The sequence below is a fragment of the Chryseobacterium turcicum genome (genome assembly GCF_021010565.1).
Lineage (GTDB): Bacteria > Bacteroidota > Bacteroidia > Flavobacteriales > Weeksellaceae > Chryseobacterium > Chryseobacterium turcicum.
The window spans coordinates 3,115,611-3,140,477 of the sequence record NZ_JAJNAY010000001.1 but is presented as its reverse complement, the minus strand read 5'-3'; the positions used below and the strand labels follow the sequence as shown (position 1 = coordinate 3,140,477).

General features: G+C 33.1%; 18 protein-coding genes. 13 read left to right on the top strand and 5 right to left on the bottom strand.

Translation table 11 applies throughout. The features are described from left to right. Positions 1-20 precede the first annotated feature (20 nt). Positions 21-1,820, bottom strand: a complete 1,800-nt coding sequence (locus LO744_RS14275) for an ABC transporter ATP-binding protein (protein WP_230670263.1) — start codon at positions 1,818-1,820, stop codon at positions 21-23. Positions 1,821-2,254: 434 nt separating this feature from the next. On the opposite strand from LO744_RS14275, the gene LO744_RS14270 reads away from it, so the two are divergent. Beyond that, complete coding sequence (locus tag LO744_RS14270; RefSeq protein WP_123885577.1) at positions 2,255-2,908, top strand: CoA transferase subunit B; 654 nt, start codon at positions 2,255-2,257, stop codon at positions 2,906-2,908. A gap of 184 nt (positions 2,909-3,092) precedes the next feature. Here LO744_RS14270 and LO744_RS14265 read toward each other — a convergent pair whose 3' ends face one another. From LO744_RS14265 to LO744_RS14255, 3 genes are all read right to left on the bottom strand, one after another. Further along, a complete protein-coding gene (locus LO744_RS14265; protein ID WP_230670262.1) occupies positions 3,093-5,903 on the bottom strand; it encodes a T9SS type B sorting domain-containing protein in 2,811 nt (936 codons plus the stop codon). Positions 5,904-6,217: 314 nt separating this feature from the next. Next, entirely contained in the window at positions 6,218-7,780 is a 1,563-nt protein-coding gene (locus LO744_RS14260) for a T9SS type A sorting domain-containing protein (RefSeq protein WP_230670261.1), read from the bottom strand. Between the two features lie 418 nt (positions 7,781-8,198). Further along, positions 8,199-10,844 (bottom strand): T9SS type B sorting domain-containing protein, encoded by a 2,646-nt coding sequence (locus tag LO744_RS14255; protein WP_230670260.1) that lies wholly within the window; start codon positions 10,842-10,844, stop codon positions 8,199-8,201. A 266-nt stretch (positions 10,845-11,110) separates the two neighbouring features. On the opposite strand from LO744_RS14255, the gene LO744_RS14250 reads away from it, so the two are divergent. Together LO744_RS14250 and LO744_RS14245 are read left to right on the top strand one after the other, a co-directional pair. Continuing rightward, positions 11,111-12,763 (top strand): helix-turn-helix domain-containing protein, encoded by a 1,653-nt coding sequence (locus tag LO744_RS14250; protein WP_230670259.1) that lies wholly within the window; start codon positions 11,111-11,113, stop codon positions 12,761-12,763. Then, positions 12,760-13,893, top strand: coding sequence for a hypothetical protein (locus LO744_RS14245; protein WP_230670258.1), 1,134 nt, complete (start codon positions 12,760-12,762; stop codon positions 13,891-13,893). The genes LO744_RS14250 and LO744_RS14245 overlap by 4 nt, the downstream gene beginning before the upstream one ends. A gap of 83 nt (positions 13,894-13,976) precedes the next feature. Here the strand turns inward: LO744_RS14245 and LO744_RS14240 are convergent, their stop codons facing one another. Next, complete coding sequence (locus LO744_RS14240; protein WP_230670257.1) at positions 13,977-14,780, bottom strand: DUF4197 domain-containing protein; 804 nt, start codon at positions 14,778-14,780, stop codon at positions 13,977-13,979. 298 nt (positions 14,781-15,078) lie between these two features. Between LO744_RS14240 and LO744_RS14235 the strand changes: the two genes are divergently transcribed. From LO744_RS14235 to LO744_RS14190, 10 genes are all read left to right on the top strand, one after another. Further along, positions 15,079-17,322 carry a glycoside hydrolase family 20 protein gene (locus LO744_RS14235; RefSeq protein WP_230670256.1) on the top strand — a complete coding sequence of 748 codons (2,244 nt, stop codon included), beginning with the start codon at positions 15,079-15,081 and terminating at the stop codon, positions 17,320-17,322. Between the two features lie 16 nt (positions 17,323-17,338). Beyond that, positions 17,339-17,962 carry a Crp/Fnr family transcriptional regulator gene (locus LO744_RS14230; protein WP_230670255.1) on the top strand — a complete coding sequence of 208 codons (624 nt, stop codon included), beginning with the start codon at positions 17,339-17,341 and terminating at the stop codon, positions 17,960-17,962. A 108-nt stretch (positions 17,963-18,070) separates the two neighbouring features. Further along, complete coding sequence (locus LO744_RS14225) at positions 18,071-18,865, top strand: sulfite exporter TauE/SafE family protein (RefSeq protein WP_230670254.1); 795 nt, start codon at positions 18,071-18,073, stop codon at positions 18,863-18,865. A gap of 90 nt (positions 18,866-18,955) precedes the next feature. After that, on the top strand, positions 18,956-20,377 hold the full coding sequence (locus LO744_RS14220; protein WP_230670253.1) for an MBL fold metallo-hydrolase: 1,422 nt from the start codon (positions 18,956-18,958) through the stop codon (positions 20,375-20,377). A 47-nt stretch (positions 20,378-20,424) separates the two neighbouring features. Further along, positions 20,425-21,048 carry a class I SAM-dependent methyltransferase gene (locus tag LO744_RS14215; protein ID WP_230670252.1) on the top strand — a complete coding sequence of 208 codons (624 nt, stop codon included), beginning with the start codon at positions 20,425-20,427 and terminating at the stop codon, positions 21,046-21,048. 15 nt (positions 21,049-21,063) lie between these two features. Further along, positions 21,064-21,627 (top strand): YeeE/YedE family protein, encoded by a 564-nt coding sequence (locus LO744_RS14210; RefSeq protein ID WP_230670251.1) that lies wholly within the window; start codon positions 21,064-21,066, stop codon positions 21,625-21,627. A gap of 14 nt (positions 21,628-21,641) precedes the next feature. Then, on the top strand, positions 21,642-22,124 hold the full coding sequence (locus tag LO744_RS14205; protein WP_230670250.1) for a DUF6691 family protein: 483 nt from the start codon (positions 21,642-21,644) through the stop codon (positions 22,122-22,124). 283 nt (positions 22,125-22,407) lie between these two features. After that, positions 22,408-23,400: an isoaspartyl peptidase/L-asparaginase family protein gene (locus LO744_RS14200; RefSeq protein ID WP_230670249.1), complete on the top strand. Its 993-nt coding sequence runs from the start codon at positions 22,408-22,410 to the stop codon at positions 23,398-23,400. A gap of 110 nt (positions 23,401-23,510) precedes the next feature. Further along, on the top strand, positions 23,511-24,053 hold the full coding sequence (locus tag LO744_RS14195; protein ID WP_230670248.1) for a hypothetical protein: 543 nt from the start codon (positions 23,511-23,513) through the stop codon (positions 24,051-24,053). Between the two features lie 18 nt (positions 24,054-24,071). Continuing rightward, on the top strand, positions 24,072-24,734 hold the full coding sequence (locus tag LO744_RS14190) for a copper homeostasis protein CutC (protein ID WP_230670247.1): 663 nt from the start codon (positions 24,072-24,074) through the stop codon (positions 24,732-24,734). The last annotated feature ends 133 nt before the right edge of the window (positions 24,735-24,867 follow it).

The following is a 24,867-nucleotide window of genomic DNA, read 5'->3' as shown; positions in this document are numbered from 1 at the left end:
ATCTTCCAACTTCCAGCCTTTTAAGCTTCAGTTGTACTCTTCCTTTCTCCAATCTGCTGTCTCCACATCGCATAATACAAACCTTTTTCTTCAATTAATTGTAGGTGAGAGCCTGTTTCGATGACTTGCCCGCGTTCCAAAACATAAATTCGGTCTGCATGCATAATTGTACTTAATCGGTGGGCAATTAAAACGGTTATTTGCTCTTTTTCTTTAGAAATTTCTTTAATGGTTGTTGTAATTTCCTCTTCAGTAATGCTATCCAAAGCTGATGTAGCTTCATCAAAAATAAGAAGATGAGGTTTTCTTAATAAAGCTCTTGCGATGGCAATTCTTTGTTTTTCACCGCCGCTTAATTTTAATCCACCTTCTCCGATAACGGTTTCTATTCCTTTTTCAGCACGTTGTAAAAGAGCCGTACAACTCGATTTTTTTAATGCCAATTGCAAATCTTCTTCTGTTGCAGAAGGATTTACAAACAAAAGATTTTCTCTTATCGTTCCAGCAAAAAGCTGGGTGTCTTGCGTTACAAATCCAATTTGGTTTCTCAATTCATCAAAATCAAATTCTTTTCCGTCAATATTATTATAAAAAATACTACCTTCCTGTGGTCTGTATAATCCTACAAGTAATTTTACCAAAGTACTTTTTCCTGAGCCACTAGGTCCTACAAAAGCAATGGTTTCACCATTTTTCACATCAAATGAAATAGAACTAAGCGCTTTATAATGAGCACTCTGATGTTGAAAAGAAACATTTTTGAACTCTAATTCTTCAATTGCGCCGATTTTTTTAGGGTTTAAAGGTTTTGGCTCAACTTCTTTTTTCATTACTCGGTCAAAATTTTGAAGAGACGCTTCTGCTTCACGGTAAGAAATAATGATGTTTCCGATTTCCTGCATCGGTCCGAAAATAAAGAATCCGTAAAACATCAGTGATAGATATTGTCCCGGAGTTACGATATTTTTAAAAATCAATAAGAGTAAAGTGAACGTAATTACCTGCTGTAAAAAATTCACTAAAGTTCCCTGTACAAAACTCAGTGAACGAATGCTTTTTACTTTTCTCAGTTCGAGATTCAGAATTTTATAGGTATTGTTGTTCAATCGTTGTACTTCCTGATTGGTCAATCCCAAACTTTTTACAATCTCAATATTTCTAAGACTTTCTGTAGTACTTCCTGCTAAAGCTGTCGTTTCGGTAACGATATTTTTTTGAATCGTTTTAATTCTTTTACTCAGTAAATTGGTTACAACAGCGATAAGAATAATTCCCACGACATAAACCGGCATAATCGACCAATGCAGACGAATGGCATACACTGAAACGAAAATAATACTGACCAAAATTCCAAAAAATACATTAATGAAATTATTGATAAACTTCACAGAATCTTCACGTACTTTGGTTAAAATAGAAAGAGTCTCACCACTTCTCTGGTCTTCAAACTCCTGAAAAGGCAATCTCATAGAATGCTGTAAACCATCGGTGAAAATCTGAGCCCCAAATTTTTGAATAATCACACTTACCACATAATCCTGAAATGCTTTAGCGATTCGGCTAATCATTGCCGTTCCGATTAATAACCCCAAAAAATAAAATACACCGTGATAAATATCGGTTCCGTAGAGATATTCATTCAAAGTTCTTGGGATTAATTTTTCTTTGTCAAAATAATTAGGCTGGTTCACCAATTTGTCTAATATATTCCCGGTTATCGCAGGAGCAAATAGAGAAAAGACCTGATTGATAGAAGCTAACAACAGCGATGCAATAATTAGCCATTTATAGGGTTTTAAATAATTTAATAGAATTTTCATTTGTAAAATTAAAAGCCCACAAATTTACGACAATTTGCGAAGTAAAATTTATCATAGGGTAAGAAAGTAAGTTAAACAGATTAATTTTTCAACCTTTAGGAATATTAAAATTTTAAGATTTTTTAAACGAAAAATCAAAGATTTTATTTAATAAAAATACTTAAAGCGAAGCTCAACTTAATTATTCTAAACTCCTTAATAAAACTTTAATGGTTTAACAATTTCATAAATAAAACTTGTGCTTTCGTGGTAAAAAATGGATGTAAAACTCCAACTAATCACACAGATATTCGCAGATGATTGAGAATATCTGTGTATTCTGCGTGGAATAAAATAAATCGCCATAAATGTATAAATTTAATTTAGCCTGATAAGAAAGAAAGTGTTTTCGTAATTCTGAAAAAATGGCTAATTTGGCTGGATAAGATTATGCTATGCTAACTAAAGAACAAATTGCACAAAGAATTTCAAAAGAAGTAAAAGACGGATATTATGTAAACTTAGGAATTGGAATTCCAACATTGGTTGCCAATTACGTTCCTGATAATCTTTCAGTAGAGTTTCAAAGCGAAAACGGAGTTTTAGGAATGGGTCCATTTCCTTTTGAAGGCGAAGAAGATGCAGACATTATCAATGCCGGAAAACAGACGATTACCATTCTTGATGGTGGCTCATTTTTCGATTCAGCATTCAGTTTTGGGATGATTAGAAGTCAAAAAGTAGACTTAACCATCCTTGGAGCAATGGAAGTTTCAGAAAACGGAGACATCGCCAACTGGAAAATCCCAGGAAAAATGGTAAAAGGAATGGGAGGCGCAATGGATTTGGTAGCTTCTGCTGAAAATATTATTGTTGCGATGATGCACGTCAACAAAGCTGGAGAAAGTAAAATTCTAAAAAAATGCACACTTCCTCTAACCGGAATTAACTGTGTGAAAAAAATAGTTACTGAACTAGCCGTTTTAGATGTTACTCCAGCAGGATTCAAACTTGTTGAAAGAGCACCGGGAGTTTCGGTAGAACACATCATTAAATCTACAGAAGCCGATTTAATCATTGAAGGAGAAATTCCTGAAATGCAATTCTAAATAAAACAAAAACCTCTGTCAAATTAGACTACGTCTTAGAGTTTATACAAGAAAGATAATATTTCGCTAAGAAATGGTTTGATTATGAATGAAATATAAAAAAAGAGCTGTCTTTTTAAGACAGCTCAAAATAAATAATATTCTCATTAGTTTTTTCCTAATTCTAACCACTGTATGAGTTTATTTATTCTCTATTTTTAACGAGTATCCAGCCTGTGTACTTTATGGGAGTTTTTGCGGCATTGGGCTCATTCCAATTAATATGATACCAGTAAGTATCGGTAGATATTTTTTTGCCAGATCCTTTACCATCCCATCGATAGTTGTTAAACTTATCTCCTGTAAAAATTTTGTTACCATATCTGTCGTAGATAACAAATGAAAGATTCTCTTTATAAGCCAGTTGGCTATAATCAATAAAATCATTTACGTGATCACCGTTGGGAGTAATGGCGTTGATTAAATTGGGTATGGTTACTTCTACTAAGATTGGGGTACAGTTATAATTATCTTTTATATAGAAAGTATGTTGACCTCTTGATAGGTTTGTGAATACATTAGAATCTTGCCATGTAGTCGTTCCGTCTATTGCGTATTGAAAAGGTGGAGTTCCGCCACTTACCATTACAAGTGCGCTATTGTTTGTAATTTCAATTGAAGTAATTACCGGATCTTGAACTTTTTTTACATGTACTGTTTGTTTTAGGAAACATCCATTTTGTGCAAGTATCACCGAATATTCTCCTACCGGAACTCCTTGAATAGATGAGGTTGTTGCTCCTGTATTCCATTGGTAACTGTCATATCCTAGGCCTGCATCAAGAGATGTTGTGGCATCAATACAAATATATTTGTCTACGAGTATGGACGATTTTTTGATAGGAATTGTAACCAATTTAATTTTTGCTGTTGCTATACATCCTCCTTCTGCTGTTATTTTAACATAAACATATCCTTCTGCTGAAGCGTATTTTGTAGGGTCAGCAATTTCGTTATTATTAGTATTCAAATCATTCAAAGTAGCGTAGTACTTTTTAGTGTAAGGAGAGGTGTAGTCAATCACATTTGCCGTTGTAAGATTAAATAATGCAGTGGAATCAGTATCATATTGACAAGCGGTAATTGTTGATTCTTTTGGAATAAGAGGTACAATGTTTATGGTATGGGTTACTTGCTCGCAATCTATAAACTCAGGTGCATTCCCACAGAATTTATAAACTATAACATCTGAACCTGAATATCCTGGGGTTGGCGTGTATGTAATGGTTCCGTTTGCATTTATAATTGCTGTTCCATGAGTAGGGGGAGTGATGATTTTTACCGTATTGGCAACTAAAGTTTGTGTAGAAGATGTAAATGTAGGCTGTATGATTTTGGTACCGCAAGTTTCATCGGTTTTTGTACTTTCCTTTAAACACGAAAAAACTTTATAAGCTAGTGTTACTACTGGCGTGCAAGTTCCCATCGTTACTCTTACGGTATAATTTCCTCCTACTAATGGAGCATAGGTATTAGATGTTGCACCAGTGATAAGCACTCCGTTCAAATACCATTGGTATGAATCGTATCCTGGATCAAGTTCTAAAATAATTCCAGGTGCGCATTCTCCTGTTTGTTTTGAAATGACAGGAACCGATGAAAATCCTGCAAAATACCCACCGTATCCTGATGTATTATATCCTCCATTAATACCGGCGGTTACTGCTTTGTCTGATTCAATAGTAAGATTACCGGTAACGCCTTCAATACCATAAGTAACCCAAGCTGTATTTCCTGTAAGAGGATACGGCCCCGCTGTGGAAGCAGGCGGTGCTCCATTTACAAATACAGTTGCTCCAGCCTCCGTTAAAATATTAAGTTTAATCAGTACGCCATTAGGTATTGTACTTGTACCATTAGAGCCAAGAGGCATTTCGTTGATTTTGCCAATCTCATCAATTTTTCTAGGTAAAAAACAACTTAATGGTGGGGTATAATTAAAGCCACAAGTTGCACTTTGGTTATTAACGGAAACTAATTGATATAAATAAGCATTTTTTGATGTAGTAATGAGCATGTTGGCATGCCCTGCAGTACCTTGTGCAATATACTGATTTCCTAAAATTCTATACCATTTGCCTTGGTTAAGCGTAGCTATAGGAGATGTTGCCCCATTAAGATAAATTTTTGTGTCATCTTCAGTAGCAATGATTATTCCTCCTTCCAAATCAGCAGCGGTAGACCGGGTTCTTACCATTGCAAAAGTATTTCCTAATCTTTCTGTTGGTACCGCTTGATCTAAAATAGAATCTGATCCCCCGGAAGTATTATTCGCAAAATTACCATTAACATTTCCATTTGTAAGGGTGATAGGTTTGTCTGCAACAATCTTAGCTCCCATAAAAGGTGCATTATTTCCGGCATTTCCGGCAAAGATAAAAGATTGACCTTTATTTAAGATGAAAGTTTGTGTTGTTCCCGTTGTAGTAGTTCCAAAAAAGGTGATAGCCCCATTCCAGGTTGCAGTTATCGTCGTATTGTCCTCTGTTGCCATCACACCTGCAGTAAAGTTATTCGTTATATTAGAGGAAGGGGTAGAGGCTACATAAAACTCTTTGCCTATTCCTGCTTTTCCTTTACTGGTAAGAATCTCAGCATGCGCTTCACTACTTACCATTCTCAAGGTGCAAAAAAATGGTTTGCTGGCGTTTATATACAAGCCTTTATTGATAGGTGTAAAAGCCTGTGCTGGCAAATTTGCTGAGATTGCTGTACCAGGAACTGAAAAAGTTTTTGGGTTGCCTCTACTGATTGTAACTGTTCCCAATACCGCATTATTACTGTATATTGTTACCAAAAAAGGAGTTACAGAATCTGTAGACAGATATAATGCTTGCGTGTGAGAGTGGAATATTGAATGATAATAAGGCGCAATCCAATGTTCTGAATCTTTTTGTGCTGACAAGTTATTTGCCACAGAAACCAGGATAAGCAGTATAAGTAGATATTTTCTCATAATTAGTAATCATTTTTTATGAATAAAGCCTATTTATGTTTAGAGATTGTTTAAATTTTATGAGTATTGTTTCATTATTACTTTGAAATGTATTTTTGATGTAACGGGGGCTCAATCAAAAATATGGAGTGAAAAATAGGCTCAAAATAATTTAATAAAGAACCCAAAATAAAGTTGAGCATCAAAATAAATATTTAGCTGAAATTTTAAACAAATTCTTAATATTTTGTTGTTATTATTTTATAAATAGGCTTTAGATATTGTAGTGCAGGTATGTGATAACTCTTTATTTTTAAAGTTTCTCTAACTCAACTCTACTTTTTGAGTATTTTAAGATGTTGCTTCTCTCCATTATTATATTTTACAGTGAAAATGTATAATCCAACGTTCAAATCAGACAACGTTATTTCTTTTGTGATTTTATAAATTTCTTTTACCATTTGTCCGGAAGCAGTGGTAATAATGATTGATTTTATATTCTCTACATCTGATAGATTGACAACATTTGTAAAAGGGTTTGGATATACTTTAAATTTTGGATTAGAAGAAACATCATGGGTAGAAAGTGCAGAAGATGCTTCCCAATAAATATCGTCCCAAAAATGAGACCTGGTTGTAGTTCCATTATTTCTTATTGCTAATCTTGCAGTTGAAGGAACTGATGTAGGGATAACTACGGTATAATCAGTGTAATTTGTATCGGGAGTTATGGTTTGTATATTTACAAATGACGAAGCATTGGTAGGGTTTGTTACATATCCAATATCCAGCGACCCTGTTCCTGTTGTGACTTTGGTTTTCATTCTTAGCTGATGGGTTCCTGCATTCACATTATTGAATTCGGGTAATACAACAATTGAATAATTAACTGCACTAGAAGAGGTCATAGAAATACTTCTGCTGCCCGAAGAAGTGTTAGAGTTTGTTATTGTTTGTGCTCCTGCTTGTGCTCCCATAATACGATTCCAGCATTTAGGAACAATATTACCAGTTATATAGCTGTCAAAATTTTCAAAAAGAGAAGATATAGGTGCACAGTCTGTTGTGAAATTTCCTAATGCAGACCATGGGCTTTTATCGGTCGCACTACATACGGAACGCACCCAAACATTATACGTAGAGCTTGGCTGTAATGATGATAGATTAGCAGTTGTTACAGCAGATACTCCTGAGGGAGCAGTAGTGCTTAGAGGAGGTGTACTATTTAATGAGTAGTAATATTCGTATCCATTGGCTGGTGCAAAAGAAGGTGCAACCCAATCGATAGTTGCTGTATTGGTTGTGACTGTAGAAGCTGTAATATTGTTTGGCATATAACATGTTGCTGCTTGAGTAAGAGTAATGTCATCAACCGTTAAATACCAATCGGCGGTTCCTGTAGGGGGAGTAGTTTTAGTTCCGGTAATCCTGAAACGAAAATCAGAGTCTAAGGGAACGGCTCCTGACGGAATAGTTGCGGTAAATGCCGTACAATTGGTTTCAGATATAAAATCTACCTGATTTCCTAAGATATTCCATGTATTGCCACCGTTTACAGAATATTCAACAAGCATATTTCCATTGGTGACATATACACTGCTTGATTTTTTTGCAGAATAATTGAAGTTAACAGCTATAGCATTTCCATTAGAACCATTGCTTGAGTACATTAAATATGAGGTCATGGTAGATGCGATAGTTCCGCTCAATTTTTTCCATGCCGCAGCAGAACCTGTACATGGATATCCCGCTGTGGTTGTTCTTGAGAAGGCACCTACTGCAGGATAAGACCATCCCGTAGGAGGAAATGTAGTGGATTCGAATCCCTCTACAACCGAAATTTGTGCGTTTGCAGCGACTGCAATGATGGCGAAGCAAGAAAGTAAAGTCTTTTTCATTTTTTTATAGTTTTATTTTAAATAAGAAAAAAAAGTTGAGTTATTAAGAACCTGTTTAAGTTTTATTAATTTAAATTCTGTATGATTGGCTTTTGATTTTTTTTAGCCAGCTTTTATATAATTCTCGCAGATTGTACAGGTTTAGCAGATTAAAAACAGAGAAATTAATCAGCTTAATTAGCAAAATCTACGAGATAAATTATTTTTATTTAAATAAGCTCTAAGAAATTTTTTAAATTTTATAGACATTCTTTTTAAACTCTTTTGAGATAGGTTTTTTACTTCGTGCTTAAAGATTTAGTAGGTTAAATCAAAAATTGGAAGTGAAAAATAGATTCAGAAGAGTTTAAAAAAAGTCAAGGGTAAAGTTGTGAACTAGAATAAATATTTCGATAAAATTTAGAAAAAGCTCTAAAGATTATGGTCTGTTTTTTACCAAAACCCAACCTGAATATTTCACCTCAGTCTTTTTAAATTTAGATTCTGTCCAGCTTAAGTAATACCAATAAGTTCCGGTAGTTATTTTTCGTCCGTTATAACTTCCATCCCATGTATAACCTGTGTTTTTATGGGAATCAAAAACCTTTAAACCATATCTATCAAACACAGAAAATTTAAGATTTTCTTTATGCGCTAATGCACTGTAATCTAATAAGTCATTGATTCCGTCATTATTTGGGGTAATTGCGTTGATGATATTAGGAATTGTAATTTCCACGGTTATAGGATTACAATCATATGCATCTTTTAGATAAATAATTTCGCTTCCTCTAGGCACATTTGTAAAAATATTAGCATCTTGCCAGTTGGTGTTATCGATAGAGTATTTGTATGGCGGAGTTCCTCCTGTTGCATATACAGTTACTGTATTGGTTGTAATATCTACGTTTGTAATGACAGGCTGCTCTGAAGAATATACTTTTACATTCTGCTTTGTCCAGCATTCTCCTGTTTTTAGTCTTACCCAATAGGTACCTACAGTAACATCAGATATTGTTTGTGTGGTTGCACCTGTACTCCATTGATAACCGTCAAAACCAGGACCTGCATCTAATGTTGTTTTATCTTCTATACAGATGATTTTATCTACTAATATCAATGATTGAGTAGGTGGGAAAACAACAAGAGTAATTTTTGAAATTTTATAACAACCGTTTGCATTGATTACTTTTACGTATACCACACCGTTTGGTGCAACATAATTATCTGGAATTAAAATTTCATTGGTTCCGTTTACAGCATCTGTATCGGAGGGGTAATATTTTTTTATTATACCTAATTGTGTAGAAACAGTAGCCAAAGTAAGGTTAAATTGACCGGTCGCTATATTACTTTCTAAGAAGCATGTTCTCAATACAGCATTAGTTACAATAGGGCTTTCTACCATATTGAGTGTTAGTGTCACTTGTTCACAATCTGTAGACACGGGGTTGTTACCACAGAACCTATATACAATGGTGTCTGTGCCAACATATCCTGGGGTAGATATATAATTGATTACTCCTGTTGTAGGATTAACGGTTGCAGTTCCGTTTTGAGGAGGAGTTGTAATGATTACAGAACTTGGAACATACAGTTGGGTAGAGAGCGTAAATTCAGGGATAATGATCTGATTGTTATCACATACATTCATTGTTTTGGTAGATTCATGTTGGCACGAGGCATCTTCTACATAATAACCGCTATATCCTAAAAATAAACTTCCCCCAATTACTTCTGCACTTACAGGTTTATCAGAATTAATTTTCACATTTCCAGATATTTCGGTTAATGAATAAGTGACCCAATTCGGGTTTCCGGCTACTGTATAAGGCCCTTCAAGTAGAGTTGGAGTTACCCCATTTACTGTTAAATTGGCACCAGTCTGGGTGAGAATATTTAGCTTCATATTCAATAGAGGTAAAGGAAAAGCACTGCTTACTCGAGGAAGGTCATCTACTTTAGGGATTTCATCAATTTTTTTTGATTGAATGCATCCTATAGGTGGTACAAAATTAAAACTGCCGGTAGCATTACTTGCCTCAAGCCCTGCAACGAGATGATATACATACACTTTTTTACTGGTTTTGATGTACATATTATAGTGATTGTTTCCCTGATTGATATAGTTGGTTGCGGTAACTCTATAAAATTGGCCCTCGTTTAAAGTAGCAACCGCAATTGTATTGTTATTAATAAAAATTTGGGTGTTGTCTTCAGTTGCTACTATAATAGCACCTTCTGTTTCTTTGGCAATCTTTCCCATTCCTTTTACAAGAATATATTCGTTGCCTAAACGTTCTACGGGAACTGATTGGTCTATGGTGATATCTGGCCCATCAAAAATTGTATTGTTCGGTAGAGAATATTGCCCAACGAAGTTGCCGTTATTTAAAGAAATGGGTTTGGTAGAGACTATTTTAGCACCGATAAATCCGGCTCTATTTGCTGTGATATTCGAGCGTCCCTCTATAATATAAGATTGCCCTTTATTGAGGGTGAAAGTAAGAGTGGGGTTGGTTACTCCTGTCGTTCCGTTTGAAAAATGTACAGTTGAGCTATAGCCAGACACAGTAACTACAGTATTATCTTCTGTAGCCAAAATGCCACAGGTGAAATTATGAGTGCTGTTTGTACTCGTACTTGTATTTGTGATAGGAGCATATACTGCATAGAACTTATTTCCTATTCCTGACTTTCCTTTAGAAGTGATGATTTCTCCATGTCCCACATCCGAAACTCTTAAGTCAGCCATGAAGGGAATATCTGCCTTTGCATGTAAACCTCTTGTGGTTACTTTGAATACTTCAGACTGTTGGTAAGCAATTATTAAATCTACAGGAACTGTAAAAACACCCGGATTTCCGTTGCTGATAGTAACGGTTCCTATAGCTGTATTGTTGCTGTAAATAGTGACCGGGAATGGTGTTGCAGAATCTGTTGAAAAATACAAAGCCTGTCGGTTGTTGGTCGCCACCAAAGAATTTCGACTCATCATAGGTGCAAACCAATGTTCTTTATCTTTTTGTGCAAAAACACTATGAGTCGTTAGAAAAAATAAAAACAAAAATAGAAATCTTGCCATACTAGTATATTATTAATAAATGTTTTTGAGGATAGGATTTTGAAAAGAGTAATTATTCTTAAATTACTATGTCTTATTGATAAATAATTTCTTAATAATCTGAATTATTTTATCTCGATTGTGTTCAACAATATTAATGTTATATTACCTTTGATTTTAAAAATATGCTTGCATTTTTACATGAAATCTTATAAATTTACAAGAGTCGTTTTGTTTAATGTGCTGAAAAACAGTAATTTAGTATTTTAAGGTATATTGGTTGAAAAATGAGATTACAGCAATTTATAGTCAGCTTTTTTTATGATTTCTCTTTAAACGTTATAAGGAAAAAAGTACTTTTCTTATTTTTAGTTTCTTTTTGTCCTATTTTTTTTATAGCACAAACCAATAAAGAGTTTGAAATATTAAGAGATAAAGCTTTTCAAAAGATATATGAAAACCCGGAAGATTGTATTCGATACACGCAAAGTTTATTGCTAAGTGAAAAGAAAAAAAGCAATCAGATTATCCTTCAAAAAATAATTTCTCAAGCCTATATTTTAGAAGGAAATTATGTGCAGGCCATTTCCATATATAATCAAAAAGATGATGAAGATGAAAGTGAAAATGAAAGTAAAGAGTTAGCTTATTTTATTCACCTATTTAACAGTTATAATTTAGCAGATATTTATCAGGATTTACAATTATATAACCAGTCACAAAAAAATATCTATCATGTTTTAAGTAATCAAAAACTTCTAAAAACTTCTGATAATAAAACCAAATCGGTTATTGCAAAGCTTTATCAGCTTCAAGCAATTAATGCTGCCATCACTAAAGACTTTGAAAAGGCAATTGAAAACCTAAAACAAAGCAATCAATACCTTGATATTAAAACGAAAGAAGCGACATTTCTTAAGCAGGAGAATACAATTTTCTTGAGCAATTTTTTATTGCGTTTAAATAAGCAAGATGAAGCCCGGCAACTTTTAGAAAAGCTTATTCTGGATATTGAAAAAGAAGATAAAAGTCCTTTTATTTTAGCATTTGCATATCAAAATTTATCAAAATACTATTTTCAGAAACAAGAATATGCCACTTCAATAGAAAAATTAAATAGCGGGTTTCAAAAAATTGAAATACTTCCTTATAATAATATGAAGTTAAATTTTTACGAATTGTTTTCAAAAAATTATCTGGCGCTAAGAAATGATGAGAAATATGTGTATTATAATGATTTATACAATTCCACAAAAAAAATATTAGATGTTAATAGAAAAGAAGGGATACAATACAGTATAAAACTATTAGAAAGCCAGCATAGAAAAAACTATTTATTCAAAAACCTCTCTTATGACACTATTTTCAGATATATTATTCAATTATTTATTTTACTGATTTTAGGAGTATCTATTTTTTGGCTGTATCAATTCAAAACGAGTAAAAATCTGAAAAAACAGATTGTATTCTTAAAAAAAATACAACAACAAGATTCAATTTTTAATAAAGAAAGAAAAATTGAGGTTCGCAAAAACTTAAAAGACAGAAATCTTGAAAAAGAAATAACGAGTGTTTTAAATGAAAAAGACTTGAAAATTTTAAAAAATATTGAAGAGTGGGAAAAAACGCATCAATTTTTAAATAAAAACATGTCTTTAACGGTTTTTTCGCAGCAAACAAGTATAAATAAACAATACTTATCTGAATTTATTAATACGAATAAAGGAAAAAATTTTAATGCCTATATTAATGAATTAAGAATCAATCATATGGCGAATTTATTAAAAAAAGACGCTTCTTATCTTAACTATAAAGTAAGCTATCTTGCAGAATATGCTGGGTTTTCTTCGCATGGCGCATTTTCTAATATTTTTAAATCAGTTACGGGTATGTCTCCAAATACTTACATCCAACAAATCATAAAATCAAAATCTTCATGAAAAAAATGTGTATTGCCTTTTTTATGACGATATTAATTAATATTCCTTGTTTTGCAGTGCAAATCGATGAGGATATTCTGTTGAAAAAAGCAAATCAAGAATTTTACAACAATCCCAACGAATCAATTAAAATTGTAAAACAACTTTTAAAAAAAGAAAAAAATGCAGATAAAATAATACAGCTCTATCATATTATTTCAACAGCAGAGTTAACAAAAGGAAATCTTAAGGTCTCATTACAATATTTATTGAAAGCTCGTGAATTAGTATTACAATCTAATGATGTGAAAAGAAAAACTAGCTTTTTTATCACTGCCGCTTTACAGTATGAACAAATGGAATTGGATGCAAAAACTTTAGAATCTCTTGATGAAGGAGAGCAGTATCTCTCAAAAATACCTGATGGTGAGTACTACAAATATTTTGAAGTTGGAAGAATGAATTTGGTAAGAGGGATGATTAGCAAAAAACAAAATAATCCAGAAATTGCACTTAAAAGCTTCCAAGATGCTGTAAAATCTTTCGAAAAAATTACAGAAGTAGAAAAAACATACTATAATCAAAGTATTTTGTTTTTTTATATAGGTAATTGCTTTTTAGATTTGGGGCTTAGCGAAAAGGCAGAAATCGCATTCTCAAAGGCTTACCACTTGGCAATTATTACAAACTCTAATAGCTTGCAGTCTTATGCTTTAAAAGGATTATCTCAAATAAAAAAAATAAAACATCAAAATTTACAAGCTTTAGAATATTTAAAAAATGCTGAAAATAAAAGCGAAAAAACTTACGATTCTACACTTCTAGAAGAAATTTATAAAGAAATGGCCGATAATTATTTAGTGATGGGAAATCAAAATTATTATCAGTTATATAGTAAAAAGCTACAAGAACTACAATTTAAGAGAGAGCAGTTAGAACTAAGCTCTATCAACGAGAGTATGAATGCTCAAAATAAAAATGCAGCTACAAAAATAGAAGAACTTAGTTCTAAAAATAAAAATTCACTTATTTTATCAATTACTATGGGTTGTACTATTTGTTTGGGTATCTTTTTGTGGGCATATAAACTTATGATACGAAACAAAAAGAGTGCAAAGGAAATTCAAAAATTAGTACAACCAGTCAGTTAATGTATTGAAAAACAATAAGCTAAAACAGATGTAGTCATTTGTGAGCGAATAAAATCATATCCATTTTATTTCAAGACAAAAAATTATTTACCATCCTGCGCTCCGAAAACCTTCTGCAAAATACTCGTCGTTCTCATCACAGAATTATTTCTTATTCCGCTTTCTTTCTCGGCAACCATTTTAAAGACGCCGTTAATCGTTTCATTGGTTACATATTCATTTAAATCTGTCGAAACTGCTTGTCCAGTCAACGTATTGTATTTTGAAATCAAACTATTCCAAACTTTATCGGCACCTACTTTTCCTAAAGAAGCTTTTACTTTTGGCTGGAAAGCAGTAAATAACTGACTTTGAGTTTTTCCCTGTAGATAATTAGTTGCAGAATTGTCGCCACCCAACAAAATATTTTTGGCATCGGCAATCGTCATTGAGGTGATCGCTTTTGTAAAAATCGGAGCAGATTCTGTAACGGCATCTTCGGCGGCTCTGTTGAGTAATTTCACTCCTTGGTCTGCCAAACTTCCCAATCCGAAAGCACGAAGTTTAGTATCAATCACTCTTAATTTTTCGGGCATTAAAATTTTTACCGCTTCATTTTTCAGGAAACCATCCGTTACTCCAAGTTTTTTTACTCCTTCAGTTACGCCTAAATTTAAAGCTTCCTTTAGTCCGGATGAAATTTGTGTTGACGTTAAATTGTTGATGTTAACAGAAGAACCTGTCGATGATTTTGTAGGAGTGGTTGTCGTAGAAGTCGTATTTTTTTTAGGATTGTTTAAATCAACACCGGTTTGGTCTTTAACGGTAGATTTTATAATATCTAAAATTTGTGCTTGTGAAGAAACTGAAAATAATAATCCAGCTGCTAGAAAAATAGTTTTTCTCATCGTTTATTTTTTGCAAAATTAGATGTTTTTAAACTGAAATAGTTAAATGATGATGGATAATTTTAAGAGAAGACTCAATTTTGAAAAAGAATATTTTTTAAAAAGCTCTTATTAAAATGATTAATTTATAAGTTGATTTACTTAGTGTACAAAGCTCCGGAGGAGCTCAACCTTTGTAGAAAAAACTATGCGAACAAATTTTCAGCTCCGTAGGAGCGACACTTCATAACATTTATCAATAACCTCAGAAAAGTCATCAGAAAATAATTATATTCGCTAAAATCTAATTCCAACAAAAATGCTACGTATTCTACTGGTCTTTTCTTTATTTATTTCAACTTTACTTTTTTCTCAGACAAAGCTGAATTTAATTCCTTATCCACAAAAAGTTGAATTTCAGAATGGTGAATTTATTATTCCTGAAAGTTTTAATTTAGATAAAAACCTTCCAAAAGGAGAAACAGAATTTTTAAAAAAACATTTAAGTTTAAATTATAAAAAAACATCAGAAAAAGATGCTCATTTAACATACTCCAAAGTTCAGAATTGCTTATTGGAAAATTTTGAAATTTATACCATTGAAATTTCGCCGAAAAAAATTGAAATAAAGTCTTTTACCAATAGTGGTTATTTTCTAGCACTTCAAACTTTAATCCAATTATTTGAACAATATAAAGATGCAGGAAAAATTCCTGCAATGAGAATCGAAGACCAGCCAAAATTTGCATGGCGCGGAATGCACCTCGACGTTTGCCGTCATTTTTTTACGGTTGAAGAAGTAAAACAGTACATCGATTATTTAGCGATGTACAAATTGAATACTTTTCATTGGCATTTAACCGATGACCAAGGCTGGAGAATTGAAATTAAAAAATATCCAAAGCTTACACAAATTGGTTCAAAACGTAAAGAATCGATGATTGGAGCGTATGTTGACGATACTTTTGACGGAAAACCTTACGGTCCGTATTTTTATACTCAGGAACAAATCAAAGAAGTGGTAAAATATGCTACAGAAAGACATATCACAGTGGTTCCCGAAATAGAAATGCCTGGCCATGCTTTGGCTGCACTTTCGGCTTATCCTGAGTTGGCGTGTACAAAAGGTCCTTTTGAATCGGCTACAAAATGGGGTGTTTTTGATGATGTTTTCTGCCCGAAAGAAGAAACATTTACTTTTTTAGAGAATGTTTTGGATGAGGTAATTAAGCTTTTTCCTTCGCAATATATTCACATTGGTGGCGATGAATGCCCTAAAACAAGATGGAAAGAATGTGCGCATTGCCAAGATTTAATTAAGAAAAATAACCTGAAGGATGAGCATGGATTACAGAGCTATTTTATCCACAGAATTGAAAAATATGTTAATTCTAAAGGCAGAAAAATCATCGGTTGGGATGAGATTTTAGAAGGTGGCTTAGCTCCAAATGCTGCGGTAATGAGCTGGACAGGTATTAAAGGAGGAGTTGAAGCGGCAAAAACTAATCATTCTGCAGTAATGACGCCGGGTTCATATTGTTATTTTGACCATTATCAGGGTGACCCACAAACCGAACCGAATGCTTTTGGCGGTTTTACACCTTTAGAAAAAGTTTATTCTTACAACCCTATTCCTGCAGAGTTAAATGCAGTGCAGGCAAAATATATTTTAGGAGTTCAGGCGAATTTATGGACAGAATATATTCTTGATTTTAAACAAGTTCAATATATGATTTTCCCAAGATTGTTTGCGCTTTCTGAAGTGGGTTGGGGAAGTTCAAAACCTGAAAATTATAAAGAGTTTGAAAACAGAGTGGTAGAGCATTTTAAAATTTTAGATAAAATGAACGTCAATTATGCGAAAAGCATCTACAATATTGGCGGAAAAGTAATCCCGAGTGAAAAAGGAGTTTCTTATGAACTGTCAACCTCACAAAATGCTGATGGAATAAAATATACTGTAGATGGAAGTGAGCCAAAATCAAGTTCTGCAACATATCAAAATCCAATTCCTGTTTCTAAAGAAATGACGGTGAAATCTGCGTATTTTGAAAATAACATTTTGAAATCTGCTATCTCTTCTCAAGATTTTAAAACTTCAAAAACAACGGGCAAAAAAATTAATTTAGAGCATCTTCCAAGTGAAAATTATTCTTTTGGTGGAGCATTTACTTTAGTAGACGGAATTGTTGGAAATGTAAAGCAATTAGGAAAAACATGGTTGGGTTTTCAGGGAAAAGACGTCGTTGCAACAATTGATTTTGGGCAAAAAATGGGTTTTACAGAAGTTTATTTTAATACATTAGACAATAAAGGAAGCTGGATTCATCTAGCAAAATCTGCTATTATTTCTGTTTCTGATGATGGGAAGAATTTTAAAACAATTAAAGAAATTGGTAAAGATGAAATTCTAAATTCCAAAGGAAAGGTCAATCTGAAAGTAGGAAGTCAGAATGCGAAATTTATTAAAATTAAAATAGAAAATGCCGGAATAATCCCAGCTGGAAATCCGGGAGCCGATTCTAAAGCATGGTTATTTGTAGATGAAATTGGTGCTAATTAATAAAGATTTATAACACATGGAAAACTCGGTTTTATCATCAGAATTTACATCATCACCAGATTTAGTAGAAAAATTATATCTCAACGGAAATAAGAAAACCTTTAAAGAGGGAGATATTATTTTAGATGAAAATTCTTCTATCCGTTCCATTCCTATTGTGATGAAAGGGATGATTAAAGTAATCAGAACAGAAGAAGATGGTCGCGAGATTTTGCTGTATTATATTCAGGCGGGTGAAAGCTGCATCATGTCTTTTCTTGGCGGCATGCACAATGAGAAGAGTATTGTAAAAGCCGAAGTGGAAGAAGATACCGAAATTTTGTTTTTGCCGGTTGATAAAGTTTCTCTTTTCATAAAAGAGTATCCAGAATGGCTGGATTATATTTTCAGATTATATCATAAACGTTTTGAAGAATTGCTGGATATTATTAATGCCATTGCTTTTAAAAAAGTAGACGAAAGATTGCTGAATCTTCTTATTAAAAAAGGTGAAATTTCTCAGTCTAAAACCATTATCATTACTCACGAACAGCTTGCCAACGAGCTTGGAACCGCAAGAGTGGTGGTCTCTAGACTTTTAAAACAACTTGAAGATACCGGTAAGTTAAAACTCGGAAGAAATAAAATTACTCTTTTATAGTTTATAGTAAATTAAAAAAATAAAGCCTCGATGAGGCTTTTCTTATGTAACAAAAGTAGCTGTGTAGCTTTCATAATATTTCCATTTTTGCAGCATAAAGTTGAGAAAATGGAAATTTTTGGATATATCGCATCAGTTTTAATTGGTGTTTCTTTAGGTTTAATAGGTGGCGGCGGAAGTATTTTTACCGTTCCTGTTTTGGTGTACCTTTTTGGAATCGATGCTTTTTTAGCGACCGAATATTCACTTTTTATAGTTGGAATTAGTAGTGCTATTGGTTCGGTTTCTTATTTTAAAAGCGGTTTGGTAGATAGTAAGACGGCTTTAGTTTTTGGTATTCCATCAGTACTTTCTATTTTTCTTACACGTCATTTTTTGCTGCCAATTATTCCCGATGATATTTTTAAAATAGGAAGCTTTGTGCTGCAAAAAAATACTTTCTTACTGTTGATTTTTGCAGGTTTAATGCTTATCGCTTCCTATAAAATGATTCGAAAAAATAATAAATTAACCATCAAAACAGAAGATTCGCAAAGCAATAATATTTTTCTAGCGGCAGGAGAAGGTTCTGTTGTCGGTTTTTTAACCGGATTGGTAGGAGCCGGAGGAGGTTTTATGATTATTCCTGCATTGGTTAATTTACTTAAAATGCCCATGAAAATTGCGGTAGGAACTTCTTTAGTGATTATATCTTTTAATTCTTTGATAGGCTTTGTTTCTTCAGAAGGTCATCATAAAATCGATTGGATGTTTTTAGGAAGTATTTCAGTTTTAGCAATAATAGGAATTTTTATAGGGACACAATTATCAAAGAAAATAAATGGTGAAAAGCTGAAACCTGCTTTTGGATGGTTTATATTGGTGATGGGAGTGTCTATTATTTTGAAAGAAATAGCCTTTTAAAATCGCTATGTAACAAAAGTAGCGGTGGGAGAAAAATGATTTAGAGAAATTTGTACTCCATAAAATATGATTAAAATAAATATTTAAAAGATGAAAATAGAACAAATATATACCGGATGCCTGGCTCAAGGTGCTTATTATATAGTTTCTGAAGGCGAAGCAGCTATTGTAGACCCTTTAAGAGAAACCCAACCTTATATTGATAGATTGGAAAAAGATGGAGTAAAACTAAAATATATTTTTGAAACCCATTTCCATGCAGATTTTGTAAGCGGTCATATTGATTTGAGTAAGAAAACAAATGCTCCAATTGTTTACGGCCCGACTGCAAAACCAGAGTTTGATGCGATTATCGCAGATGACAATCAAATCTTTGAACTGGGAAAAATAAAAATTAAAGTTCTTCACACTCCGGGACATACGATGGAAAGCTCTTCTTTTTTATTAATTAATGAAAATGGTGAAGAAAAAGCCTTGTTTAGTGGCGATACCTTGTTTTTAGGAGATGTGGGTCGCCCAGATTTGGCTCAGAAAGCTGAAAATATGACTCAGGAAGAATTAGCAGGATTACTGTATGAAAGTTTATATCAAAAAATTCTTCCTTTAAGTGATGAAATTATAGTTTATCCGGCTCATGGTGCAGGTTCGGCATGTGGAAAAAATATGCAGAAAGAAACGGTTGACACTCTAGGAAATCAGAAGAAAACAAATTACGCGTTGAATCAAAAAGATAAAAACAGTTTTATAAAAGCAGTGACGGATGGGCTTCTTCCGCCTCCTGCCTATTTTGGGATGAATGTGGCGATGAATAAAAAGGGCTACAAAAGTTTCGATGAGGTTTTATCTAAAGGTTTAAATGCTCTTTCGCCTAAAGAATTTGAAGAAATAGCCGAACTTTCAGGAGCTTTGATGCTTGATGTTAGAAATAGTGATGTATTTGCAAAAGGCTTTGTTCCTCAGTCAATCAATATTGGGTTAAATGGTGATTTTGCACCTTGGGTAGGAGCTTTAATTGTTGATGTTAACCATCCGATTTTATTAATTGCGGATGACAATCAAGAAGAAGAAACACTGACAAGATTAAGCAGAATAGGCTTTGACAATGTTTTAGGCTTTATGAAAGGAGGTTTTGAAGCTTGGAAAAAAAGCCATAAGGAAATAGATAAAGTTCATCGAATTTCTGCACAACAATTTGAGCATGAAATCAAGAACAAAAATGCTCAAATTATAGATGTGAGAAAAGAAAGAGAATATCTTGCTGAACATGTAAATGATGCTTATAATAAACCTTTAGCGTATATAAATGAATGGATTGCTGATTTAAATTCAGAAGAATATTTTTATCTTCATTGTGCGGGAGGTTATCGAAGTATGATGGCAGCAAGTATTCTGCAGGCAAGAGGGTACAGAAATTTTGCAGAAATTGAAGGCGGTTTTGCAGCGATTGCAAAAACTGAAGTTTCTAAGAGTAACTTTGTCTGCCCAACTAAGGTTTTCCCCTATATTGGTTAAAACATGCAGCAGTTGTAAATATATTAATCCTAAAAAAGTATGAAATAATGATAAATTTTGAAAAGCAGAATTATAAAGACCATTGGCAGAATGTATATGAAACAAAAAATCCGAATGAAATAAGTTGGACACAAAAAATTCCTCAAACATCTTTGAGTCTTATAGAAGACGCTTCAAAAGACAAATCTTCAAAAATAATAGATATTGGAGGCGGAGATAGTAATTTGGTCGATTTTTTACTCCAAAAGGAATTTAAAAACATTTCTGTTTTAGATATTTCTGCAAAAGCATTAGAAAAAGCAAAAACAAGATTAGGAACTCAAGCTAAAAATATAGATTGGATTACAACAGACATTACAGAATTTGAAACCAATAATCAATATGATATTTGGCATGATAGAGCCGCTTTTCACTTCCTGGCAACAGAAGAGGAAATTAAAAAATATGTTGAGATTGTAAGAGATGCGGTTTCAGATACCTTGATTATTGGAACATTTTCAGTGAACGGACCGCAAAAATGCAGTGGGTTGCCAATTGTACAATATGATGAAGAGCGTTTGAAAAATATATTCTCAACAGACTTTGAGCTTGTAACGTCTTTTACAGAAAATCATATTACCCCATTTAATACGATTCAGAATTTTATTTTCTGTCAATTTAAAAAGAAATAAATTAAAACAAATTAGATGCTAGAAATCATAAAAGAACCCTGGTCTTGGTATATTGCAGGCCCACTGATTGGTCTTACAGTTCCTACACTGCTTATTTTAGGAAATAAATCATTTGGAATAAGCTCTTCGTTAAGACATGTTTGCGCAGCTTGTATTCCGGCAAATGTGAGCTTTTTTAAATATGATTGGAAAAAAGAATCCTGGAATTTACTCTTTGTTTTAGGAATTTTATTAGGAGGAATCATCACTTCCCATTTTTTGATAAACCCGGGAGAAATTTCGGTCAATCCAAAACTTAAAGCGGAATTAGCAACTTATGGAATTACAGATTACAGCAATCTTGTGCCGACACAATTAATGAATTTTGAAAGTTTATTAACGTTAAAAGGCTTTATCCTGATTGTTGTGGGTGGGTTTTTAGTAGGATTTGGAACCCGATATGCAGGTGGTTGTACCAGTGGACATTCCATAATGGGGATTTCTAATCTTCAATGGCCTTCTTTAGTTGCGACGATTTGCTTTATGGCAGGTGGTTTTTTAATGGCAAATGTGATTTTGCCCATCATTCTTTCACTTTAAAATCTATTTTAAAAATGACAAAAGAAAAAAATACACATCATCAGGATATCATTGCTACTAATGAAAATGATGTTCAGACTAAATGGTATCACAATCTCAAATATCTTTTAATAGGTATTTTATTCGGAATTGTTTTTGTGAAAGCTGAAATTATAAGCTGGTTCAGAATTCAGGAAATGTTTCGTTTGCAGTCATTTCATATGTATGGTGTGATTGGAAGCGCCATTTTTACGGGAATGATTTCTATTTGGCTTATTAAAAAGTTTAATATTAAAACCATCAACGGAGAACCTATTATAATTGCTCCTAAAAAATTCAATAAAGGACAAATCTATGGCGGTTTGATTTTCGGATTTGGCTGGGCAATTACCGGAGCATGTCCTGGTCCTTTATTTGCGCAAATAGGAACGGGAGCTTTCGTGGTAACAATTACTTTACTGAGCGCTATTTTTGGAACTTGGGTTTACGGATATTTCAGAGAAAAATTACCTCATTAATGATACGTCTGTCATTCTTTTTATAAAAGCTATTTAAACTAATTTCTTTAACCACAAAAGAAATTTGAAATGTATATGATTAGATATTCAAAGCTGTCAAAAGAATAAAAATCAAAGATTTTTGAAAATTAATGTGTTCTTTTTTCATTTTAAAAATAAGCTTTAATAGAAATATCTAAATCTTTTGTGCCTTTTGTGGTTAAATAAAAAGTTTAAACAAGTTTAGAATCATTTTTTTACTGATGCAAAATTTTAGTAATTTAGAAAAATCTTAAAACCTATCATGGAAACTAGAAGGAAATTTCTAAAAAAATCAGCACTTATTTCTTCAGCATTACTGTTAAATCCATTAGATTTGATTGCTAAAGAACCCTCAGAGAATAAAAAAATAATCAATAAACCGATAGTACTTTCCACTTGGGATTTTGGTTTAAAAGCCAACGAAGAAGCTTGGAAAATTTTGGGAAAAGGAGGAAGAGCCCTGGATGCGGTTGAAAAAGGCGTTCGTTTGGTTGAAAATGACCCCAACGAAAGAAGTGTAGGTTATGGAGGACGCCCTGATAGAGACGGTAGAGTGACACTGGATGCCTGTATTATGGATGAAAATTACAACATCGGTTCAGTAGCATGTCTTGAAAACATTAAAAATCCAATTTCGGTAGCAAGAGCCGTGATGGAAAAAACACCTCACGTCATGTTGGTGGGTGATGGAGCTTTTCAATTTGCCGTTTCTCAAGGCTTTAAAAAAGAAAATATACTCACTGCAGAATCTGAAAAAGAATGGAAAGAATGGTTGAAAGACAGTAAATATCAACCCATTGTCAACATCGAAAACCATGATACCATCGGAATGATTGCTTTAGATGCGCAAGGAAATCTTTCGGGAGCCTGTACTACGAGCGGAATGGCTTTTAAAATGCATGGCAGAGTAGGAGATTCTCCAATTATTGGCGCAGGATTATTTGTGGATAATGAAGTGGGCGCTGCAACGGCAACAGGTCATGGTGAGGAAGTTATCAGAACGGTAGGAACGCACCTGGTGGTTGAGTTGATGAGACAGGGAAGAAATCCTCAACAAGCCTGTAAAGAAGCTGTTGAAAGAATTGTAACCATTACTAAAAAAAGAAATAAAGACCTGAAAGATATTCAAGTGGGTTTTATAGCCATCAATAAAAAAGGAGAATATGGCTCATACTGTATTCAGGATGGGTTTAATTTTGCTGTTTATGACCAAAAAGGAAATCGTTTGGAAAAACCGCAATTTGCTTTAAAATAAAAGTTAAATTTTAAATTTAATATGTTTGTCAATCAATAGAAACGGGTTTTAACCCATTTTAAATGTAATAGATTATCTATTTGGCTTTAGCCAAAACCTAAACAAAGAATATGAAAAACATAATTATTATTAGTTTACTTTTAATAATAAGTTGCAATGAGACTAAAAAGGAAGAAATTAAAATTAATAATCTTCCTAAAGAATCTGTAGTAGAAAACAATTCCAAAGAATCTGCAGCAGCAAAAGCCTGGTTGATAAAAAGTATTGAAAGTTATTTTGATGCAGACCTTTCAAATCAGGGAAATATCATGCAGAATATTACGACCAAAGATTATTATGAGTTTAAAATTGATGCAACAAATGTTGATTTAGATGTTGATGGAAGTTTAACCTTAAAAGAATTTCAGAAAAAATGGAAAAATAAATTTAATACTGAAAATGTAAGTATTAATACAGGTTTTCTTATTCCAGCACAAGATTGGACAAAAATTAAGGTCAGAAAATGTGATTTAAATGGAACGCTTGAAAATGATTACAGTTTTTATGTGGAGCTTGAAGATACAGAATCTAAAGAAATTTTTAAATGTATCATTAAGGTCACTAAAATCCAAAATAGGTTCTTCATTGGAAATGTTTTAGAAAAAATTAATTAAAAAATTAGAATACCATATATGTTCTTAGAAATCGCCACTTTCGATATCACTTCAGCAGAAATTGCGCTAAATTCTGTAGCCGACAGAATTGAATTTTGTGCAGACATCAATTCAGGAGGGGTTACTCCAGACCTTGAAGAATTAAGATATTTGAAAGAGAAATATTCGAAACCTATTCATGTGATGATTCGTCCTGTAGGAGGAGGCTTTTTTTACACCGACTCAGAATTTAAGCAAATGCAGAAAGACATCATCGATTTTTCTAAAGCCAAAGCAGACGGTTTTGTTTTCGGAATCTTAGATGAAAATCAGGAAATAGACATCGAAAAAAATAAAATCTTAATCGACTTAGCCAACGGAAAACCCTGTGTTTTTCACAGAGCAATCGACAGAACCAAAAATATCTTTGAATCAACAGAGAAGCTTATTGAGCTTGGCTTCAAAGAAATCCTTACTTCGGGAGGAGAAAATTCTGCAATGGAAGGAAAAGAAAATTTGAAAAAAATGATTGAAGATTATTCTGATGATATCAAAATTTTAATTGGCGGAGGTGTACGTTCCAATAATATTTCAGAATTAAAAAATGTAACCCAAGGAAAGTATTTCCACTCTTCTGCGGTCTTATCGTATGAATCTTTTGCTAATGCTGATGAGATTAAAAAACTGAAACTTAATTTGTAGCTATTGGTTTAATTAAACTCTTTTCAATAAATATGAGTCTATTTTGTCATCCTGAAAGGATCTAGACAAAGTTTGAACATAAGATTTTATGAATTATTGAAATACTAATAATACTGAAAAAATATTTATCATT

Coding starts and splice junctions, on each gene's coding strand:
- LO744_RS14275 (WP_230670263.1), bottom strand. CDS start 1,820: ATGAAAATTCTATTAAATTATTTAAAACCCTATAAATGGCTAATTATT.
- LO744_RS14270 (WP_123885577.1), top strand. CDS start 2,255: ATGCTAACTAAAGAACAAATTGCACAAAGAATTTCAAAAGAAGTAAAA.
- LO744_RS14265 (WP_230670262.1), bottom strand. CDS start 5,903: ATGAGAAAATATCTACTTATACTGCTTATCCTGGTTTCTGTGGCAAAT.
- LO744_RS14260 (WP_230670261.1), bottom strand. CDS start 7,780: ATGAAAAAGACTTTACTTTCTTGCTTCGCCATCATTGCAGTCGCTGCA.
- LO744_RS14255 (WP_230670260.1), bottom strand. CDS start 10,844: ATGGCAAGATTTCTATTTTTGTTTTTATTTTTTCTAACGACTCATAGT.
- LO744_RS14250 (WP_230670259.1), top strand. CDS start 11,111: ATGAGATTACAGCAATTTATAGTCAGCTTTTTTTATGATTTCTCTTTA.
- LO744_RS14245 (WP_230670258.1), top strand. CDS start 12,760: ATGAAAAAAATGTGTATTGCCTTTTTTATGACGATATTAATTAATATT.
- LO744_RS14240 (WP_230670257.1), bottom strand. CDS start 14,780: ATGAGAAAAACTATTTTTCTAGCAGCTGGATTATTATTTTCAGTTTCT.
- LO744_RS14235 (WP_230670256.1), top strand. CDS start 15,079: ATGCTACGTATTCTACTGGTCTTTTCTTTATTTATTTCAACTTTACTT.
- LO744_RS14230 (WP_230670255.1), top strand. CDS start 17,339: ATGGAAAACTCGGTTTTATCATCAGAATTTACATCATCACCAGATTTA.
- LO744_RS14225 (WP_230670254.1), top strand. CDS start 18,071: ATGGAAATTTTTGGATATATCGCATCAGTTTTAATTGGTGTTTCTTTA.
- LO744_RS14220 (WP_230670253.1), top strand. CDS start 18,956: ATGAAAATAGAACAAATATATACCGGATGCCTGGCTCAAGGTGCTTAT.
- LO744_RS14215 (WP_230670252.1), top strand. CDS start 20,425: ATGATAAATTTTGAAAAGCAGAATTATAAAGACCATTGGCAGAATGTA.
- LO744_RS14210 (WP_230670251.1), top strand. CDS start 21,064: ATGCTAGAAATCATAAAAGAACCCTGGTCTTGGTATATTGCAGGCCCA.
- LO744_RS14205 (WP_230670250.1), top strand. CDS start 21,642: ATGACAAAAGAAAAAAATACACATCATCAGGATATCATTGCTACTAAT.
- LO744_RS14200 (WP_230670249.1), top strand. CDS start 22,408: ATGGAAACTAGAAGGAAATTTCTAAAAAAATCAGCACTTATTTCTTCA.
- LO744_RS14195 (WP_230670248.1), top strand. CDS start 23,511: ATGAAAAACATAATTATTATTAGTTTACTTTTAATAATAAGTTGCAAT.
- LO744_RS14190 (WP_230670247.1), top strand. CDS start 24,072: ATGTTCTTAGAAATCGCCACTTTCGATATCACTTCAGCAGAAATTGCG.